This window comes from Mycobacterium sp. (genome assembly GCF_035314665.1).
Classification (GTDB): domain Bacteria; phylum Actinomycetota; class Actinomycetes; order Mycobacteriales; family Mycobacteriaceae; genus Mycobacterium.
Window position 1 is genome coordinate 1 of the sequence record NZ_DATFZD010000415.1, and the last position, 15,205, is coordinate 15,205.

Below are 15,205 nucleotides of genomic sequence, written 5' to 3' on the forward strand. Positions count from 1 at the left end.
GCGATCGCGAGCCAGCACGGATTCCGGTGCCGTCGATAGTTCTGTTGGGCGCTGCGGCGCTGGCGGTCAGCGTGGCGTCTCTGCCGCGTAACTTCATTGCGACTGCCGGCCTGCTGATCGTCGGCGCCGTGCTGGTGGGCATGTTTCTGGTCGTCGACCGGCGGATGGACACGGCGGTGCTACCCGCCAGCGTCTTCGGGTTTGGCCCGTTGAAGTGGGTCTATCTGACCCTGGGGCTGCTGGTCGCCGCGACCAAGGTGGACCTGTATGTCCCGTTGTTCGGTCAGCGGTTGGCCCATTTGGGGCCGATGATGGCCGGGTTGTTGGGCGCCGCCTTATCGATCGGTTGGACGATCAGCGGACTGGGCAGCGGCTCACTGAACAGAGCACGCACGATCGTGGGTGTAGTGATCACGGCACCATTGGTGATGGCAGTCGGCCTGGCGATGGCCGGAGTCAGCCATATCCAAGGCGCACCGGTCGGCGTTGTCATCTTGTGCGCGACGGCGTTGCTCGCCGTTGGGGTCGGCATCGGCGCGGCCTACCCGCATTTGTCGGAGTGGGCGATGACCCACATCGACGACCCCGCTGAGGGCGGCGCGGCCGCTACCGCGATCAACTCGGTGCAATTGATTTTCGGCGCGTTCGGAGCGGGGCTGGCCGGCGTCGTGGTGAACATCTCCGACGGCGGAGGTGTGGGGGCTGCTCGCTCGGCGTTTACCGTGTTCGCCGTGCTGGCGCTCACCGCCACGGCCACCGCCTTTCGCGCCGGCCGACGGCAGCTCGCCCTTTAACTTCCAGCTACTGGCGCAGCGGCGCCGGGCTCCACAGGCCGCTTCGTGTTGCCGAGCCGAGGTCGAGGCGCGCGGGCTGAGCATTGGTGTAGTACGGCGTCAATTGCTGCAGGGCACCCCAGTCGCGGGACCAGTCGTCTTTCAGATAGGTCGAGACCGTGTTCGCGCGCACCAGCAATTCGGTGATCCCCAGCGGCCCGCCACCGTTTTTGTCCATCACCGGCGAGTTGGCCTCGGCGCCGAATCGATCGGGCAGGATCCGCCACTTGGGCACCTCGACCACACCGTTTTGATGCCCGAAGGGACGCTGGCAGGGGAAGGCCAGACCGACCAGCCAATCCAGCAGCACCGGATCGGTCGAGCCGACGACCTCCTGCAGCGTGCGCAGCCGTGGGATCCGCGGCGGGGTGACCGCGATCCAGTGCTGCGGCGCAAGGTCGTCGTCGTTGGCAATGACGCGCACCTGGGTGGCGTCCGGCGGCAACGCGGACAGCGGCGCCCGCAAGTTGCGCCATGCCGGCGAAGCTCCAACGTCAGCGAGTCCCGTTTCGCCGCCGGGGTGATTGGCGGCGGCTTGTTGGTCGGTGGCCCATTGGATCTTCACCTCGCCGAAGTTGAACCGGCCGGCCGCCGACACCACTAGCAGCGGTCTGGACTCGCTGCGGGATGGCAGGCGGTACCAGGCCGACCGCAGCCGGGCCGGCACCTGCACCCCGGACCGCCAACTGCCCAGCACCGGCGTGCGCGCCGGGTCGAGGTTGTAGGGCAGCCGGGCGCTCGAGCCGTTGATGCCGGGCGCGGCGGTCGTGCCGCCCTCGGTGCCCGCTTCGCTGTTGGTGATGGTCTCGTCGTCGTTGACAAAACTGCGGTCGCCCGGGCGTTCCATCACCGGGTCGGCCGACACGTCTGCGGGAATGCCATTGGCAGCGAACCCGTCCGAAAGGCCGGCGCCCAGCGCGTCTTTCACCGGCTCCCCGATTGGGGACAGCATGCCGGCGTTAGGGTCCTGCTCGACGAGCACGTCAGTGGCCAGGCCGCAGACCTTGCCGGTCAGTGCCTGCAGGTTGGAGCGGCCGACCGACCACGCCGGGTATTGGCCGGTCATCCCCAGCGTGAGCGACAGTACCTCGCCGAAGACCAGTGCCCACGCGGCAATACCCAACGGAGACTGGATGATTCGGGATAACCACGATCCAGTGGGCGGCCTCGCATCGGCACCGTTGTTGACGAAGTGGAACCAGGCAGCCACCAGTAGCACCAGTATCGTCAGGCCCAGCAGCAAAGTGGTGAACCCAAAGTGCCACTCCGGGAGCGCATTTGACCACGGCACGCCGAAGTTAGAGACGTACCACCAACCGTTCACGCTGGCGAATGACAGGGCCACCACGAACAACACCACCGCGGCGAACATGGTGCGGTTGCGTCGCGAGTGCATCGCCGCCGCGGCTACCGCGACGGCAGCCAACGCCCCGAGTGGGCCGGCCAGACCGGCGAACACCCCGAAGTGGTGTGTCCATTTGGTGGGCGTGAACATCATCGCGATGAAGGAGATGATCGTGATGCCTATGATGCGACGGCTGGGTCCCACGGCGGTGCCTGGAATTCGGCCCTTGCGCAACGACATTGCCACCGACACCGCGAGTGCGACCAGCAACGCCAGCACGGCGAACCGACGCGCGACCGAGCCGTCGGGGCTGGCCATGAACAGCCGTTCGTAGCGGATGTGCTCGTCGAACCAGCTCAGGCTGGGGCCGACCGCCGACTTGAGCAGGTTGGCCTGGACTTCGCCGACGAAGGTCTGGTCCCGGAAGATCAGGATCACCGTGACCGTCGCCGCCGCCAGGATCGGCGCGAGCAGCGGGAGCAGGCCGAACCGTCTGGTACGGCGGTGCAGGATGGTGCGTAGCGGGCCGATCGCCACCAGCAGCGCGCCGATCGAAGCGATACCGGTCGGCCCGGAGAACAGTGTCAGCGCGCCGATGATGCAGGCGATCGCGACCGGCAGCAGCCGACTGGTCGCCACGGCACGTTCGACCGAACACCAGGTCAGCAGGATGCCCACGGCGATGATCGGCTCTGGCCGGAGACCGTTGTTCAACGGCAGCCAGAACGCGAGGAACATGCCCGCCGCCGTCCAGGCCGCCGCTCTGTTGGTCTTGACGGCATGCCCGAGTCGCGGGATGACTTCCCTGCTGATCACCCACCAGCAGGCCAGTGCCATCAGCAGGGTGGGCAACCGCATCCAGATGCTGGCGGTGGTGACATGAGCCCACAGCGCCAGCAGGTCGTAGTACCAGCCGAACGGCGCCTCGGGGGTGCCGAACCAGCGGTAGTAGTTGGCCATGTAGCCGGCGTGCTCGGACACCCGGGCCATGGTCAGGATGTAGCCGTCGTCGGAGGTGTTGGCGCCGACGAAATGCCACCACACCAGCACCAGCGTGACCAGCGCGTCGAGCCCGCTGACCGACCACCAGCGCGGCGGCAGGAAGCGGCGGTGCCGAGTCCCGTCGGCGGTATCCAGGACGTGCAGCGCGATCAGCGCCACGATCGTCGACGCCACCCCGAGGACCATCGCGGCCATCTTCAGCGGGGTGGGCGAGCTGCTGTAGCGGCTGTCGACGGTGGCCGAGAAGGTCAGGCCCGGCGGGGCCGGCCCGCTCAGGTCGGTGAAGACTCCGACGATCTGCGGGCGGAAGTCGTATCCGCTGCGCTCGTCATGTAATGGTGCGCCGGGATGCTCGGCATTGGGCCCCTGCTTCAGCCCGACGAACTCGCCGATCACCCTGTCGGCGTGCGCGGTGAAGACCAACTTCTGGCAAGCGCCGCTGAGTACCTGGTTCATCGGCGCGACGACCAGCGGGACGTTGCGCACGACGAGCACCAGGTCGTCGTTGGCGCGTTCGATCAGCAGGCCGCGGTCCACGGCCTTGGGTGCCTGTTTGGGCACCGTGGACAACAGCACCGTCTTGCCGGAGTTGCCTGATCCGGCCAGTCCGGCGGCGGCCTGGCACGGAATGCTGATATTGAGGTCGGTGGCCACGTAGCCGATCAGCGGTGCTGCAACGCTTCCGAGCACGCCGTCTTGCGGCCAGTTCAGTTGGGCGGTGGTCTGTTTGACCGGCAGCAGCGGGGTGGCGATTGCCAGTAGGGCGCCGAGCAGGCCGGCGACGACGGCCACCACCCGGGCGATCCGGTAGTTGGCTTCCCCGTCAGTCGGTGCGCGCCGCTGCGCCTCATCGATTCGCTCGTCGACCGCAGAGGTCATGCGCCGCTGCTGCGCATCACTTCGCTCTGCATCGTCGACGGCGCGGCCCACGGGGGTAGATGGTAGTTGCCCGACATGTTCAGTTTCTGACGCCATCAGGGGTGCGACCCGGGCTTGCGGACCGCCAACACGAACGGGCCGATGGTGGTGACGGTGAACCGCGGGTCGGCGAACAGAGCGGCGTTGAAGTCCACCGTGTAGCGCCGGACGTTGGGCTGGTTGGGGTAGACGTCTTCGGCCAGCCGCAGCGTGTAGCTGCTTGTCGCGCCGGCCGAGCCGCCGTGGCGCATCAGGAACACCGTCGGCGGCGCCCACGGCAGTGTGTCCAGCGCCTGGATGAACTGATCGGGAGCCTTTAGTTTCGACCAGCTTTTGATTGCGGCCGCCCGCTTGTCGAACTGCGCCAGCGGGTTGGCGTAGTGCGACGTCAGTCCTTGAAAGCCCCAATAGGGGTAGTAGGACAAGAAGCTGTAGTCGGCGGTCAGCACCACGGTCTCGTCGCGGGGCTTCCCGGTCGCCCGGGTGATCGCAGCGTCGATCGCCGGGTAGAACTTCTCGGAACCGGGCGGACGGCGGTCACCGCGCTGGCCATGGCCGTCGGTGTCGGTATAGGCGATGGTGAGGTCCGGTCGCAGCACGTCGGGGATGTCTTGGCTGAACGCGATCGCTCCGGCCAGCCCGATCGCAACCGCCACCGGTAGCACGCCGCGGCCCCAGGCGTGCTCTCGTCCGCGTGCGGCCAGGGCGAGGGTGACTTCGATGAAGCCGAAGACGCCGGCGGTGGCCAGCAACACCGTGAGTGTCGGCTGCAGCCTAAACGACAACAGCGTGGTGCGCGCCAGCGTGGCGAGCATCGACAGCAGTGACCACAGATAGACCGCGAGCACCCCGACGGCCAGGCCGGCCGCGCGCACCGACGAGCGGGCCCGGACCACCAGCCAAAGCGTGCCGAGCATGCACAGCGCGCCGAGCAGGGTGAACTTGAGCATCGGGAAGGTCAGCTCGGCGCCGTCTGCGGGCAGGTAGTGGTAGGCGCTGCCGGTGTTGCTGACCGGGTCATGGGCCGCGCGCAGCAGGAACGGCAGCCAGGTGCTCGCCGCGATGGCCACCGCGATGACGCCGATCACGGCCAGCCGGCCCAGCGGATCCAACGCCGCCCTGATTCCCTGGTGCCAGCGGGACGCCGTCAGCACCAACGCCATCAGCACCACGGTGAATGCGCTGTAGGCCAGCAGCAGGGTATAGAAGGTCGCCGCGACGCCGAGAAAGACGCCGGCCCCGATCACCGCGGCCCACCCGCCCGATCGGGTCCCGCCGCGCAGGCCCGACCAGGTCAGGATCAGCACCGGTGGCAGCAGCACGGTGATCATCGCGGAGTACGGCTCCGGGGAGCCGTAAGCGAGCGTCACTGCGGCCGTCGCCGTGGTGACCAGCAGCGCGTACTCGAAACGGATCATCCGCGACCACAACACCAGCGCCACCGCGACCGCGATCGTGATCGAGGTGATTGCCCACGGCTTGTACATCTCCCAACCCGATGTAGCGGTCAATGCCGCGATGCGCCCGCCGAGCCAGAACCAGCCCGGCGGGTAGAACGGCGGCAGCCCGAGATAGGTCATGTCGTGCAGGGCGGCGCTGATGGTGAGCCGGGTCAGGTATTCGGTGCGGAACTGCTGGTCGACGGAGATACCGAACAGGTAGAGCTTGGTGGCACCCAGCGGCATGGCGAGTGTGACCACCGTGAACGCGGAGAGGAACACCAGGCCGGCTACTTGGGCGAGCCACCGTAACCGGCCATGCCACCACAGCCAGCCGGCGAGGAGCAATCCGACGATGCAACCGACCTGGCCGACCGTGGTCAGCGCGTGCAGCTGATTCGACGACGGGTAAGCGGGCCATTCCACCCGTGCGATGGCGATCAGCGAGATCACCGAAATCACCGCGGCAATCGCGATCGCGAATGCCATGTGGCCGACAGTGGCCAGCGCGTTTCGCATCTAGATGGGCAACTTGCGGAAGATCGGCCGCGGGATGTGTCGCAGCACCATCATCATGTAGCGGAAGGTGCCTGGCGCCCAGACGAGTTCCTTGCCCCTGGCCGACGCGGTCACCGCCAAGTTGGCGACGTACTCCTTGTCGACGGTCAGCGGCGCTTCCTTGGTGCCAGCCGCCTTCCAGTGCGCGATCGTCGTCGACGTACGAACCTGGCCGGGCCGGATTACCAGAACGCGAACTCCGAACTCGCGCAGTGCTTCTCCCAGTCCGAGGTAGAAGCCGTCGAGGCCGGCCTTGGTCGATCCGTATACGAAATTGGAGCGCCGTACCCGCTCACCGGCCACCGAGCTCATCGCGATGATCTGCCCGAAGCCCTGAGCACGCATCTTCTCGCCGAGCAGCACTCCCACCGAAACCGCTGCGGTGTAGTTGATTTCGGCGATCTGAACGGCCTTACGCTGGTTCTGCCACAACTCCTCGGCATCGCCGAGCAACCCGAACGCGACGATCGCCACGTCGACGTCACCGCCCGCGAAGGCCTGGTCGATCACCGCGGGATGCTTGTCGCTCTCGGTGCCGTCGAAGTCGATCCACTTGACCGACTTGGCGCCCGCTGCTGTCATCGCGGCGATGGCATCATCCTTGCGGGGATGATCGGGCAGGTCCGCCAGCAGGATCCGTGCGTGCGCGTTTTGCAGGTAGCGCTCGCAGATCGCCAGCCCGATCTCGGAGGTGCCGCCTAGCAGCAGGATGGTCTGCGGATTACCCACGGCGTCGAGCACCATCTAAAGCAGCTCCAAACGTCGGGCCATGTCCGAGGCGAAGACGCGCAAGGGATCGACCTTGCGCCGCACCGCGATCCATTCGTCGATGCGGGGATACATGGCGTGGAAGGTGTCCGCGGTGGTGCGGTTGTCTTTGCCGGTGTAGAGCCGGCCGCCGAACTCCAGCACTCTGCGGTCGAGTTCGTTGAGAAACTCGTTGAGCCCCGGCTTAATCGGAAAGTCGACGCAGACGTTCCAGCCCTTGATCGGGAAGCTCAGCGGCGCTTGGTTTCCCGGTCCGAACAGCTTGAACACGTTCAGGAACGAGTAGTGACCCGAGCGCTGGATGTCGTACATGATGCCCTTGAATTCGTCGACCGCTTCGGTGGGCACCACGAATTGGTATTGGCTGAAACCCGCCGAGCCGTACGCCCGGTTCCACTCGCCGACCATGTCCAGTGGGTGGTAGAACTGCGTCAGGTTCTGGGCCTTGCCGCGGTAAGACCCCGATTTGCGGTACCAGAGTTCGGTCGCCGCACCGAAGGTCACCTTGTTGGCTAGGCCGTTGGGAAAGATGTCCGGTGCGGTAAAGAACTGCGGCGCATCGAATTTCAATGGGTTGCGTTGCAGCTTTTCCGGCAATTGGTCAACCCTGGCCAATGAACCTCGGGAGACGACGGCACGCCCCAGCTTCGGCGGCGCGCTGATTGCGTCGAACCAGGCCGACGAGTAGGTGTAGTCGGCTTCGCTGCCGTCGCTGTGAAATGCGATGGTTTCGTCCAGCGTGTGGGTGACATCGCCGTCGGCGATGAAATACGCCGTCTCCGTCGGGGTCATCTCCACCGTTGCGCGCAGCACGATCCCGGTCAGCCCGTTACCGCCGACGGTTGCCCAGAACAGCTCGGCTTCCTCGCCGTCCGGGGTGAGGTGGCGGATCTGCCCGTCGGCAGTCAGCAGCTCCATCGACCGGACGTGGTTGCCGAAGCTGCCCGCGCTGTGGTGGTTCTTGCCGTGAATGTCGGACCCGATCGCGCCGCCGATGGTGACCTGTCGGGTGCCGGGCAGCACCGGCACCCACAGTCCGAATGGCAGCGCGGCCCGCATCAGCTGGTCGAGGTTGACCCCGGCGTCGAGGTCGGCCACGTGGGTGTCGGCGTCGATCGAATGAATCCGGTTCAGCGCCGTCATGTCGATGACCAGCCCGCCGCCGTTCTGCGCGTTGTCGCCGTAGGAGCGGCCCAGCCCGCGGGCGATGACGCCACGGCCCCCGGCGTCGGCGGCGTGGGCGACCGCCTTGGCGATCACCTCGGGGTCCGGTGTGGACAGCACCTGCGCCACCGAGGGCGCGGTGCGGCTCCAACCGGTCAGCCGTTGGGTAGGAAACCTAGATGACATCAGTCAAAGAGGGTACCGCCTGGCACGCTGTGGTCAGCGGACCCGCAGATCAACCGGGGTCAGCTGAGAGTCAGTATCGTCGCCTTAATGCGCAAAAATGCAGCGCTTTGACTAGTGAGCGAGCTCCACGCTTGAGCAAGACCAAACTGGCTGTGGTGGGGATCGCTGTTGGCCTGCTGATCGGCTTGCTGAGCTGGCCGATCAAGTACGTGTGCCCGAACGGCCCGTGCACTTCGGCGCCGGATGCCGACGGCTACGTTCACCGCTACTACGAGATTCAACCGTTCGGCGCATCGGTGATCGAATCCATCGTGGGCGACAGATGGCCGCTTCGTTACTCGGCGGGAGTCGAGAAGGACAGGGATCATTCCTGATCGCCGGCGTCAACTGTGCGTGAGCCTGAAGTAGCCGTAGAGGTGAACGTCCTCGCCGGTTGATGTCCGCAGGGTTGTCTTTGCGAGATCGGCAACCAGGATGGCGTCATCATTGAACTGTCGCCGAAGCCATCCTTCGTGTCGATACGAGCTGTAATAGCACATGTAATTGGAAGACCAACCGTCGCGATCCAAGCTATAGCCTGCCGATCCAAGATAGGGTTCGAGCTGGTGTCGCAGGGCGTCCCAGACGAATTCGACGTTCGTGGCAAGGAATCGCTCACCGACAACTCGGTAGCCGGGTTGTCCGGTTGAGGCGAGATCACGTAATCGCCGCTCGGCATCGGACCGTTGCGGTTCGGGTATGTCAGTGGTCGGTACCGCTGATGTGTATGAGGGAATGCTCTCGAGTGTCAGTGGGCGGGATGTCCGGTACTGCCAAAAGACATATCCGCCAGCAATTGCGACGACGATTCCGAGGACGATCGCCGTTATTCTGAGCACTTTCTTGTGCCTCATCCCAGAGAACCGATATTGACGTTGGACATGGGGTGGTTGCCTAAGGGGCCGCCGGGAAGATCACCGGTTGGCAATCCAGAGCCGATGAGGTCGCCGAGTCTCACAGTGACCAATGGCCCCGGCGTGTTGACTGGTGTATCAACATTTGTCTCCCAAGGGTTTCGCAGGGTTACTTGAGCATCGCTGCCGGTACCGGTGATACTTTCCACGACATACACGTGGCTTTTTTCCAGTGGAGCGCCGTTCGGGGTGGTGCTGACAGTCACCGGCTGATGGTTGGCCAACGCGCAGGCGATCGACTGGTCGATGTGCTGATTCGTCAACCAGACGTTTTGCGGGTTGATGTTGGTTCCTCGGTTACCCGTCAATGCCTCCATCGCATCTTGTGCATAGCCACCTTGGCCGATACCCGTCGAGTTGCTCAGTGCGTCGCCGAGGCTCTGGTTCGGGTACTTGGCCTTTGCGTAGGCCGATTCGAGGACACTCGGCCACAAAGCGGCGTTAGGTTGCCCATTGTCGAGCCAGCTTGCGCCGTTATGCGCAAGGTCGGTGTCGATGTCGTCCTGGGTGACAGCGATGTGCTTCCACTCGTGGCCATCCCAAAGGGTGACGTCGAAGTTTCCGGTCGCGTCGTCATAGTGAATTCGGTCCTTGATCCATTGCGGGTTGGCGTTCGCTATCGCACCCATAGTGGCGTCGAGGTAGCAGTCACCGATGGTCTTCTGATCCACGTCGGCTGCCGTCGGGTCGTGTGGATAGAGGTCCTTGTCCGTCCACCGATGCCACTTGGGGTCGCCGCCGGAATCCTCGGGTAACGGCCCGCCGGGACCTTGCTCGTCGAAGGTGAGGTTACCGACGTGCCCGACGGCAGTAGCGATACCCGCGCCGACCTGCTGATCGCGTGCGACGAGTTGGGCGGCGCCCCCGTAGATTTCGTCGGCGAACGATTCTGCTTGGGCTTGTAGCGCCGCCTGTTCCGCCGCGGTGCCGGCGGTTTGGCGACTGGCGACGGTGTAGTCGTCATAGACATCGAAGCCGGCGTCTTGGGCGGCCTCGACGATGTACTGGAGGCGACTCCGTGCCGCCGAAACATCGGATGCGCCTTGACGGGCGGTTCTGGCTCCTTCACGGAGGTCGTCAGCGACGTTGCCGACCCTGACTTTGTCGGCGTAGGCCCGCTCGGTCGCCGCGCCGAATGCTTCGCCTTCCCACCGGCTGGCTCGGATCTGTTGTTCGGCTTCGGCGAATGCACTATCCCATCGGTTGGCGGTGCGCTCCCAGTAGTCGGCGCCTTCCGTCAGATGCTCGGTGTCCCAGGACAACAACTCCGACAGGGTAGGCACCGCGGTGGCAGTCATTTACGCATCTGTCGCCACGGCGCTGAGCTTCAGCGCCGCGTGAGCTTCGGTCTCGTTGTAGCTAATGTCGGCGAAGGCGATATCCGTGCCGGTGGCCTGCATCCGCGTCGCCATCGCCGCTGTGGCTTGCCGGACGCCAGCGTGCCCGATCTTCATTGCCGCCGAGCTGGGCTGGCTTGACGGCCCCGGCGCAGGCGGTGCACCCTCCGCTATCTCACTGGCAAGGGCGTTGCATCTGGTGGCCACCGCCTGCAACCCGTCGCTAACACGCAGTCGCTCCACGCGGCGAAGTTTAGTTCGACCTCGACGGATGCCAATTCACCTTTCGTGGCAGCCGTTCAGCGCAGCCGGAAGATCACCGATCGCTGCACGATGAAGTTGATCACCGTGGCGGTGCCCTGCGCGATCACGAAAGCGGCGGGAATCCGCCACGGTTCGTTCGCGAACTGAAGATAGAAGAGGTAGTTGATGCCGACCTGCACGACATAGGTCAGCCCGTAGAGCACACAAACGGCGACGAACCGAACCCTGCTCGGCGGCGCCTGGAACGTCCAGCGGCGGTTGATCAGGTAAGCGGTCGTCGTGCCGGCGATAAAACTGATCGATTTAGCCACGTTGACCTGCAGGCCCAGCCGCAGCAACACGACGTAAAGGCCAAAGTCGACGACCGCCGACAAACCGCCGGTGACGATGAATCGCCACACCTGCGTCTTCAGCGGCAGCGGTGCACGCGCCGCGATCTCAGCCATCGGCCGAAGTTTACGGGGACTACTTCGGGTATTTGAGGTCAAGCACCTCGACCTGGTTTTCGCCTTGCGGCGTGGTGTAGGTGACGGTGTCGCCGGCTTTCCGCCCGGCCAGCGCCAGCCCCAACGGGCTGCCCGCGGTCAACGCCTCGTCTTCGCCGCCCGCAGGAGCCTCCTCGATGACGGAGATCACCTGCATCTTGACGACCGACCCGTCGGAAAACTTCAATGTCACCTTGGTGCCGAAGGGCAGCGTGTCGCTTCCGTTCGATGGCGACGGTCCGGTGCGCAGCAGCCGGTCCAACTCGATGATCCGCTCGTCCAGGCTGGCCAGTTCGTCGGCGCGCTGGATGGCATCGGCCGCATCGGCGTGATCGCTCACCGCGCCGCGGTCGCCACGGACCTCGGCCTCCAGTCGATCACGGCGTTCTTGTATCCGGGCCAACTCGGCGGCGATCCGCTCGCGTGCCTCCCCGGCAAGCCCAGAGGGCTCCGCTTTTCCGCTCACCTGTGTCGACCTGTCTTCTTGGGCGCGACGGCGGTTGCCATCGTTAAGTGCCAAGACTGTATTGCACTTAACCCGATTATTCATGCGTTCGCCGTGCGTTGTACGACGTTTCCCGCCACTGCGCAACCACTCTGATCGATCCCGCGTCGTGGTCGTCGCCACGCGCAAATTCAAATCGATACCCTAAGCAAAGATGTGATAGGGCTGAAAGACGCCTAGCTCTAGCTCAAGCGCGAAGGCCGGCCCATTCTCCATGCTTCCGATTTCCAGCAAAGCTTTCCGACGGCACTGCGCTTGTCTCAAACGACGGACTTACCCCCAGTATCACCACCATGACGGGTGACTATGCGTTCACGAACGGCACCGCCAACGGCACGACCACCGTTGGAGAAATTCTCGACAGCAATAACAGCGTGTCCATCGCCAACGACACAGGCTTCAACCCGACGACCTTTGAAGGTGGCTCGGCCGTCGATGTGGCCAACAATAGCTTCGCCTACGCCACCAACGCGGGCAGCGCTGCCAACGTCGAGGGTGGTGAGGTAGCCGGCGTCCCACTGAGTGGTGGGCCCGCGATCACCGACGGCTCGGACATAGTCGGTAACGGCAGCATCTTCGACGTCATGACGAGCAACACGTCCGCGATCGACGGCATCTCCGACGCCACCGCCCGCGGCACCACCCAGACCGCAACACGGCGGCCCTGGGCCGCGGTTTACGTTTGATGTCGCTCGCCTACACCCAGTAGGGAACGCGGGCGCGGTATTGGCGCATCGCGAAAGCCGCCATCAGCCAGCCCACGATCGTCAGCCCGACCACTACCGCCCAGTGCCGCAGCTCTTGGTGCGAGCCGAGCAGCGGGGCACGCACGATATCCAAGTAGTGCAGCAGCGGATTCAGCTCGACGATCTTCGACCACTGTCCGGCGCCCTGCTGCCGCAGCGTGTCATCGTTCCAGATGATCGGCGTCATGAAGAACAGCAACTGCACGATGGAAAACAACAGCGGGCCGATGTCGCGGAAGCGCGTCGCCAGAATGCCGAAACACAGCGACACCCAGACGCAGTTGAGCACGATCAGCCCCAGGGCCGGTATCACCGAAAGGTCCGCCCACGACCAGGGTTTCGGGTAGATGATCGCGATGACGATGTAGATGACGATGTTGTGCGCGAACAACAACATCTGCCGCCACACCAGCCGGTAAACATGCACGGACAGCGGCGTCGGCAATTGCTTGATCAAGCCCTCGTTGGCGACGAACACCTCGGCGCCCTCCAGGATCGAGGCGTTGATCAGATTCCAGATGATCAGGCCGAGCGTCACATAGGGCAGGTGCACCGACAGCTGGAGATGAAACAGCTTGGAGTACAGGCCACCCATCGCGACGGCCGTGGTGCCGGTCGCGATGGTGATCCAGAACGGGCCCAGCACCGAACGGCGGTACCGCTGCTTGATGTCCTGCCAGCCCAGGTGCAGCCACAACTCGCGGCGGCGATACCCGTCGGCCAGATCACCCCAGGCGCGGGTCATCGTCTTCGACTGTGTGGCGGCGTCGATGATAGTCATGAGTGCCGCTCCGGTCGCTCGAACTGCTCCCGACGCCCCAACCGGCGCAGCCGCAGCCACTCCAGCAGACCCTTCGGGTCACGACGAGACACCAGGAAAAACCAGCCGAACCGCAACCATTCCTGCAGCAGCAGCTTGCGCAGACCGGGCTGCGACATCAGGTAGCCGCGGTTGCGGTAGGTGTAGTACCGCTTGGTCGGGTCGTCGGGATATTGGGTGTGCATCCGCCCCGCAAGAATCGGCTTGAATTCGGCCGAGCCACACGGGTGCAGATAGACGGCGTTCAAGCAGGTTCCGAACGGCAGGCCGGCTCGGACCAGCCGACGATGCATCTCGACCTCGTCGCCACGGACGAACAGCCGCAGGTCGGGAACACCGATCGACTCGAACGTCGACGCTGCAAACAGCGCACCGTTGAACAGCGATGCGATACCCGGCAACAGTTCCTGGTCCTGCGCGGTTCGCAATTCGCTGACCAGCCTGCGCCAGACCAGGCCGCGCCGCAGCGGAAACGCCAGGCGTTGCGGGTCGTCGGCGTTGCACACCATCGGCGACACCTCGGCCAGCCGGTGCTTCTCGGCGCACGCCAGCAGCGTCGCCAGCACTTCGCTGTCTTGCGGGTGGCCGTCGTCGTCGGCCAGCCATACCCAATCGGCGCCGGCGGCCAGCGCATGAAGTATGCCGAGCGCGAAACCGCCTGCGCCGCCAAGGTTTCGGCGTGACGACAGATACGTCGTCGGGATGGGTTGAGCGCCAACCAGTTCGCGAACGCGGTCCTCATCGCCGTTGTCGACCACGATCAGCTGGTCGGGCAGCCGGCTCTGGGTGGTCAATACATCCAGCGACTTGGCCAGTTCGTCGGGGCGCCGGTGGGTCACCACGACGGCGCACACCATGGTCATGCGCCACTCCTCCGCATCGCTGCCTCCGTATTGCCCGACTCCTCCTCATTCCGCTTCGCGGACTGCATCGTCGTCGGGCGCTGCATCGTCGCCGGCGGCTCAGTCATCGGCGGGGCGGCTGTCTCTGCGAGGACCTCACGCACATGCCGCGCAGCGTCGTCGCCTTCGTAGGCGCGCACGACGTCCTCGATGCTGCCGGTGAGCCTGATGACGCCGTGGTCGATCCACATCGCGGTCTTGCACAGCCGGGCCAGGAATTCGTTGGAATGGCTGGCGAACACCAGGATTCCCGAGCGCTCGACCAGGCGTTGCAGCCGCGTCTGAGCCTTCTTCAGGAAGTCGGCGTCGACGGCGCCGATACCCTCGTCGAGCAGCAGGATTTCCGGGTCGATGCTGGTGACCACACCCATCGCCAGCCGCACCCGCATACCGGTCGAATAGGTGCGCAGCGGCATCGACAGGTAGTCGCCCAGCTCGGTGAATTCGGCGATCTCGTCGACCTTGGCCAGCATCTGCTTTCGCGTCTGCCCGAGAAACAGGCCGCGGATGATGATGTTCTCGTAGCCGGAGATCTCGGGGTCCATGCCGACACCCAGATCGAACACCGGTGCCACCCGACCGCTCACCGTCGCCGACCCGCGCGTCGGCTCGTAAATACCTGAAAGCAGCCGCAGCAGAGTCGATTTCCCGGCGCCGTTGTGGCCCACCAGCCCGACGCGGTCGCCCAGTTCCAACGACATCGAGATGTCCCGCAACGCCTCGATGACCACCACGTTGGAGGCGTTGCGCCCGATCGTGCCGCCGAGGACGGTTTTCTTCAGCGAGCGCGATTTGGCGTCGAAGATGGGAAACTCCACCCACGCGTCATGCGTCTCGATGTAAGGACGCCGGGGACTCGTCACCGGTTGTCTGCCTAGAGGTATTGCCCGGTGCCGTGCCCACCGGGTCCGCCGGGCTTGCCGACGCCCGGCGGCAGACCACGCTGTTCACGCATCTGCTCCAGCTGCGCGCGGGCGGCC

General features: G+C 65.0%; 13 protein-coding genes and 2 pseudogenes. 3 read left to right on the forward strand and 12 right to left on the reverse strand.

Going from position 1 to position 15,205, the window contains the following annotated elements:
• Positions 1-794, forward strand: a pseudogene (locus tag VKI00_RS29900) (MFS transporter); the annotation flags it as partial.
• A gap of 7 nt (positions 795-801) precedes the next feature.
• On the opposite strand, the gene VKI00_RS29905 reads toward VKI00_RS29900, so the two are convergent.
• The 4 genes from VKI00_RS29905 to VKI00_RS29920 all read right to left on the reverse strand — a co-directional run bounded on the left by VKI00_RS29905 (position 802) and on the right by VKI00_RS29920 (position 8,213).
• Positions 802-4,059, reverse strand: a complete 3,258-nt coding sequence (locus VKI00_RS29905) for an arabinosyltransferase domain-containing protein (protein WP_324444694.1) — start codon at positions 4,057-4,059, stop codon at positions 802-804.
• Between the two features lie 95 nt (positions 4,060-4,154).
• Positions 4,155-6,026 (reverse strand): galactan 5-O-arabinofuranosyltransferase, encoded by a 1,872-nt coding sequence (locus VKI00_RS29910; protein ID WP_414687334.1) that lies wholly within the window; start codon positions 6,024-6,026, stop codon positions 4,155-4,157.
• A 30-nt stretch (positions 6,027-6,056) separates the two neighbouring features.
• The gene (locus VKI00_RS29915; protein ID WP_324444698.1) at positions 6,057-6,839 is read right to left on the reverse strand and encodes a decaprenylphospho-beta-D-erythro-pentofuranosid-2-ulose 2-reductase; all 783 of its coding nucleotides are present in this window, start codon (positions 6,837-6,839) and stop codon (positions 6,057-6,059) included.
• A complete protein-coding gene (locus VKI00_RS29920; RefSeq protein WP_324444700.1) occupies positions 6,840-8,213 on the reverse strand; it encodes an FAD-binding oxidoreductase in 1,374 nt (457 codons plus the stop codon).
• 131 nt (positions 8,214-8,344) lie between these two features.
• Between VKI00_RS29920 and VKI00_RS29925 the strand changes: the two genes are divergently transcribed.
• Positions 8,345-8,587, forward strand: coding sequence for a hypothetical protein (locus tag VKI00_RS29925; RefSeq protein WP_324444701.1), 243 nt, complete (start codon positions 8,345-8,347; stop codon positions 8,585-8,587).
• A 515-nt stretch (positions 8,588-9,102) separates the two neighbouring features.
• Here the strand turns inward: VKI00_RS29925 and VKI00_RS29930 are convergent.
• The 4 genes from VKI00_RS29930 to VKI00_RS29945 are packed head-to-tail and all read right to left on the reverse strand — an operon-like array spanning position 9,103 to position 11,718.
• Positions 9,103-10,464, reverse strand: a complete 1,362-nt coding sequence (locus tag VKI00_RS29930) for a C2 family cysteine protease (protein ID WP_324444702.1) — start codon at positions 10,462-10,464, stop codon at positions 9,103-9,105.
• The gene (locus VKI00_RS29935) at positions 10,465-10,746 is read right to left on the reverse strand and encodes a hypothetical protein (protein WP_324444703.1); all 282 of its coding nucleotides are present in this window, start codon (positions 10,744-10,746) and stop codon (positions 10,465-10,467) included.
• A 56-nt stretch (positions 10,747-10,802) separates the two neighbouring features.
• Positions 10,803-11,213: a GtrA family protein gene (locus tag VKI00_RS29940; protein ID WP_324444704.1), complete on the reverse strand. Its 411-nt coding sequence runs from the start codon at positions 11,211-11,213 to the stop codon at positions 10,803-10,805.
• Positions 11,214-11,232: 19 nt separating this feature from the next.
• Positions 11,233-11,718 carry a GreA/GreB family elongation factor gene (locus VKI00_RS29945; protein WP_324444705.1) on the reverse strand — a complete coding sequence of 162 codons (486 nt, stop codon included), beginning with the start codon at positions 11,716-11,718 and terminating at the stop codon, positions 11,233-11,235.
• Between the two features lie 332 nt (positions 11,719-12,050).
• On the opposite strand from VKI00_RS29945, the gene VKI00_RS29950 reads away from it, so the two are divergent.
• Positions 12,051-12,443 carry a hypothetical protein gene (locus tag VKI00_RS29950; RefSeq protein ID WP_324444706.1) on the forward strand — a complete coding sequence of 131 codons (393 nt, stop codon included), beginning with the start codon at positions 12,051-12,053 and terminating at the stop codon, positions 12,441-12,443.
• Between the two features lie 10 nt (positions 12,444-12,453).
• Here the strand turns inward: VKI00_RS29950 and VKI00_RS29955 are convergent, their stop codons facing one another.
• The 4 genes and pseudogenes from VKI00_RS29955 to VKI00_RS29970 form a co-directional block, all read right to left on the reverse strand.
• The gene (locus VKI00_RS29955) at positions 12,454-13,284 is read right to left on the reverse strand and encodes an ABC transporter permease (protein ID WP_324444707.1); all 831 of its coding nucleotides are present in this window, start codon (positions 13,282-13,284) and stop codon (positions 12,454-12,456) included.
• The gene (locus VKI00_RS29960; RefSeq protein WP_324444708.1) at positions 13,281-14,186 is read right to left on the reverse strand and encodes a glycosyltransferase family 2 protein; all 906 of its coding nucleotides are present in this window, start codon (positions 14,184-14,186) and stop codon (positions 13,281-13,283) included. Before VKI00_RS29960 ends, VKI00_RS29955 begins: the two co-directional genes overlap by 4 nt.
• The gene (locus VKI00_RS29965; protein WP_324444709.1) at positions 14,183-15,088 is read right to left on the reverse strand and encodes an ABC transporter ATP-binding protein; all 906 of its coding nucleotides are present in this window, start codon (positions 15,086-15,088) and stop codon (positions 14,183-14,185) included. The genes VKI00_RS29960 and VKI00_RS29965 overlap by 4 nt, the downstream gene beginning before the upstream one ends.
• 11 nt (positions 15,089-15,099) lie before the next feature.
• Positions 15,100-15,205, reverse strand: a pseudogene (locus VKI00_RS29970) (hypothetical protein); the annotation flags it as partial.

Excerpts from the sequence above, each read along its gene's own strand:
- VKI00_RS29930 (WP_324444702.1), bottom strand. The coding sequence starts at position 10,464 with ATGACTGCCACCGCGGTGCCTACCCTGTCGGAGTTGTTGTCCTGGGAC.
- VKI00_RS29960 (WP_324444708.1), bottom strand. The coding sequence starts at position 14,186 with ATGACCATGGTGTGCGCCGTCGTGGTGACCCACCGGCGCCCCGACGAA.
- VKI00_RS29955 (WP_324444707.1), bottom strand. The coding sequence starts at position 13,284 with ATGACTATCATCGACGCCGCCACACAGTCGAAGACGATGACCCGCGCC.
- VKI00_RS29950 (WP_324444706.1), top strand. The coding sequence starts at position 12,051 with ATGACGGGTGACTATGCGTTCACGAACGGCACCGCCAACGGCACGACC.
- VKI00_RS29920 (WP_324444700.1), bottom strand. The coding sequence starts at position 8,213 with ATGTCATCTAGGTTTCCTACCCAACGGCTGACCGGTTGGAGCCGCACC.
- VKI00_RS29905 (WP_324444694.1), bottom strand. The coding sequence starts at position 4,059 with ATGACCTCTGCGGTCGACGAGCGAATCGATGAGGCGCAGCGGCGCGCA.
- VKI00_RS29915 (WP_324444698.1), bottom strand. The coding sequence starts at position 6,839 with ATGGTGCTCGACGCCGTGGGTAATCCGCAGACCATCCTGCTGCTAGGC.
- VKI00_RS29910 (WP_414687334.1), bottom strand. The coding sequence starts at position 6,026 with ATGGCATTCGCGATCGCGATTGCCGCGGTGATTTCGGTGATCTCGCTG.
- VKI00_RS29940 (WP_324444704.1), bottom strand. The coding sequence starts at position 11,213 with ATGGCTGAGATCGCGGCGCGTGCACCGCTGCCGCTGAAGACGCAGGTG.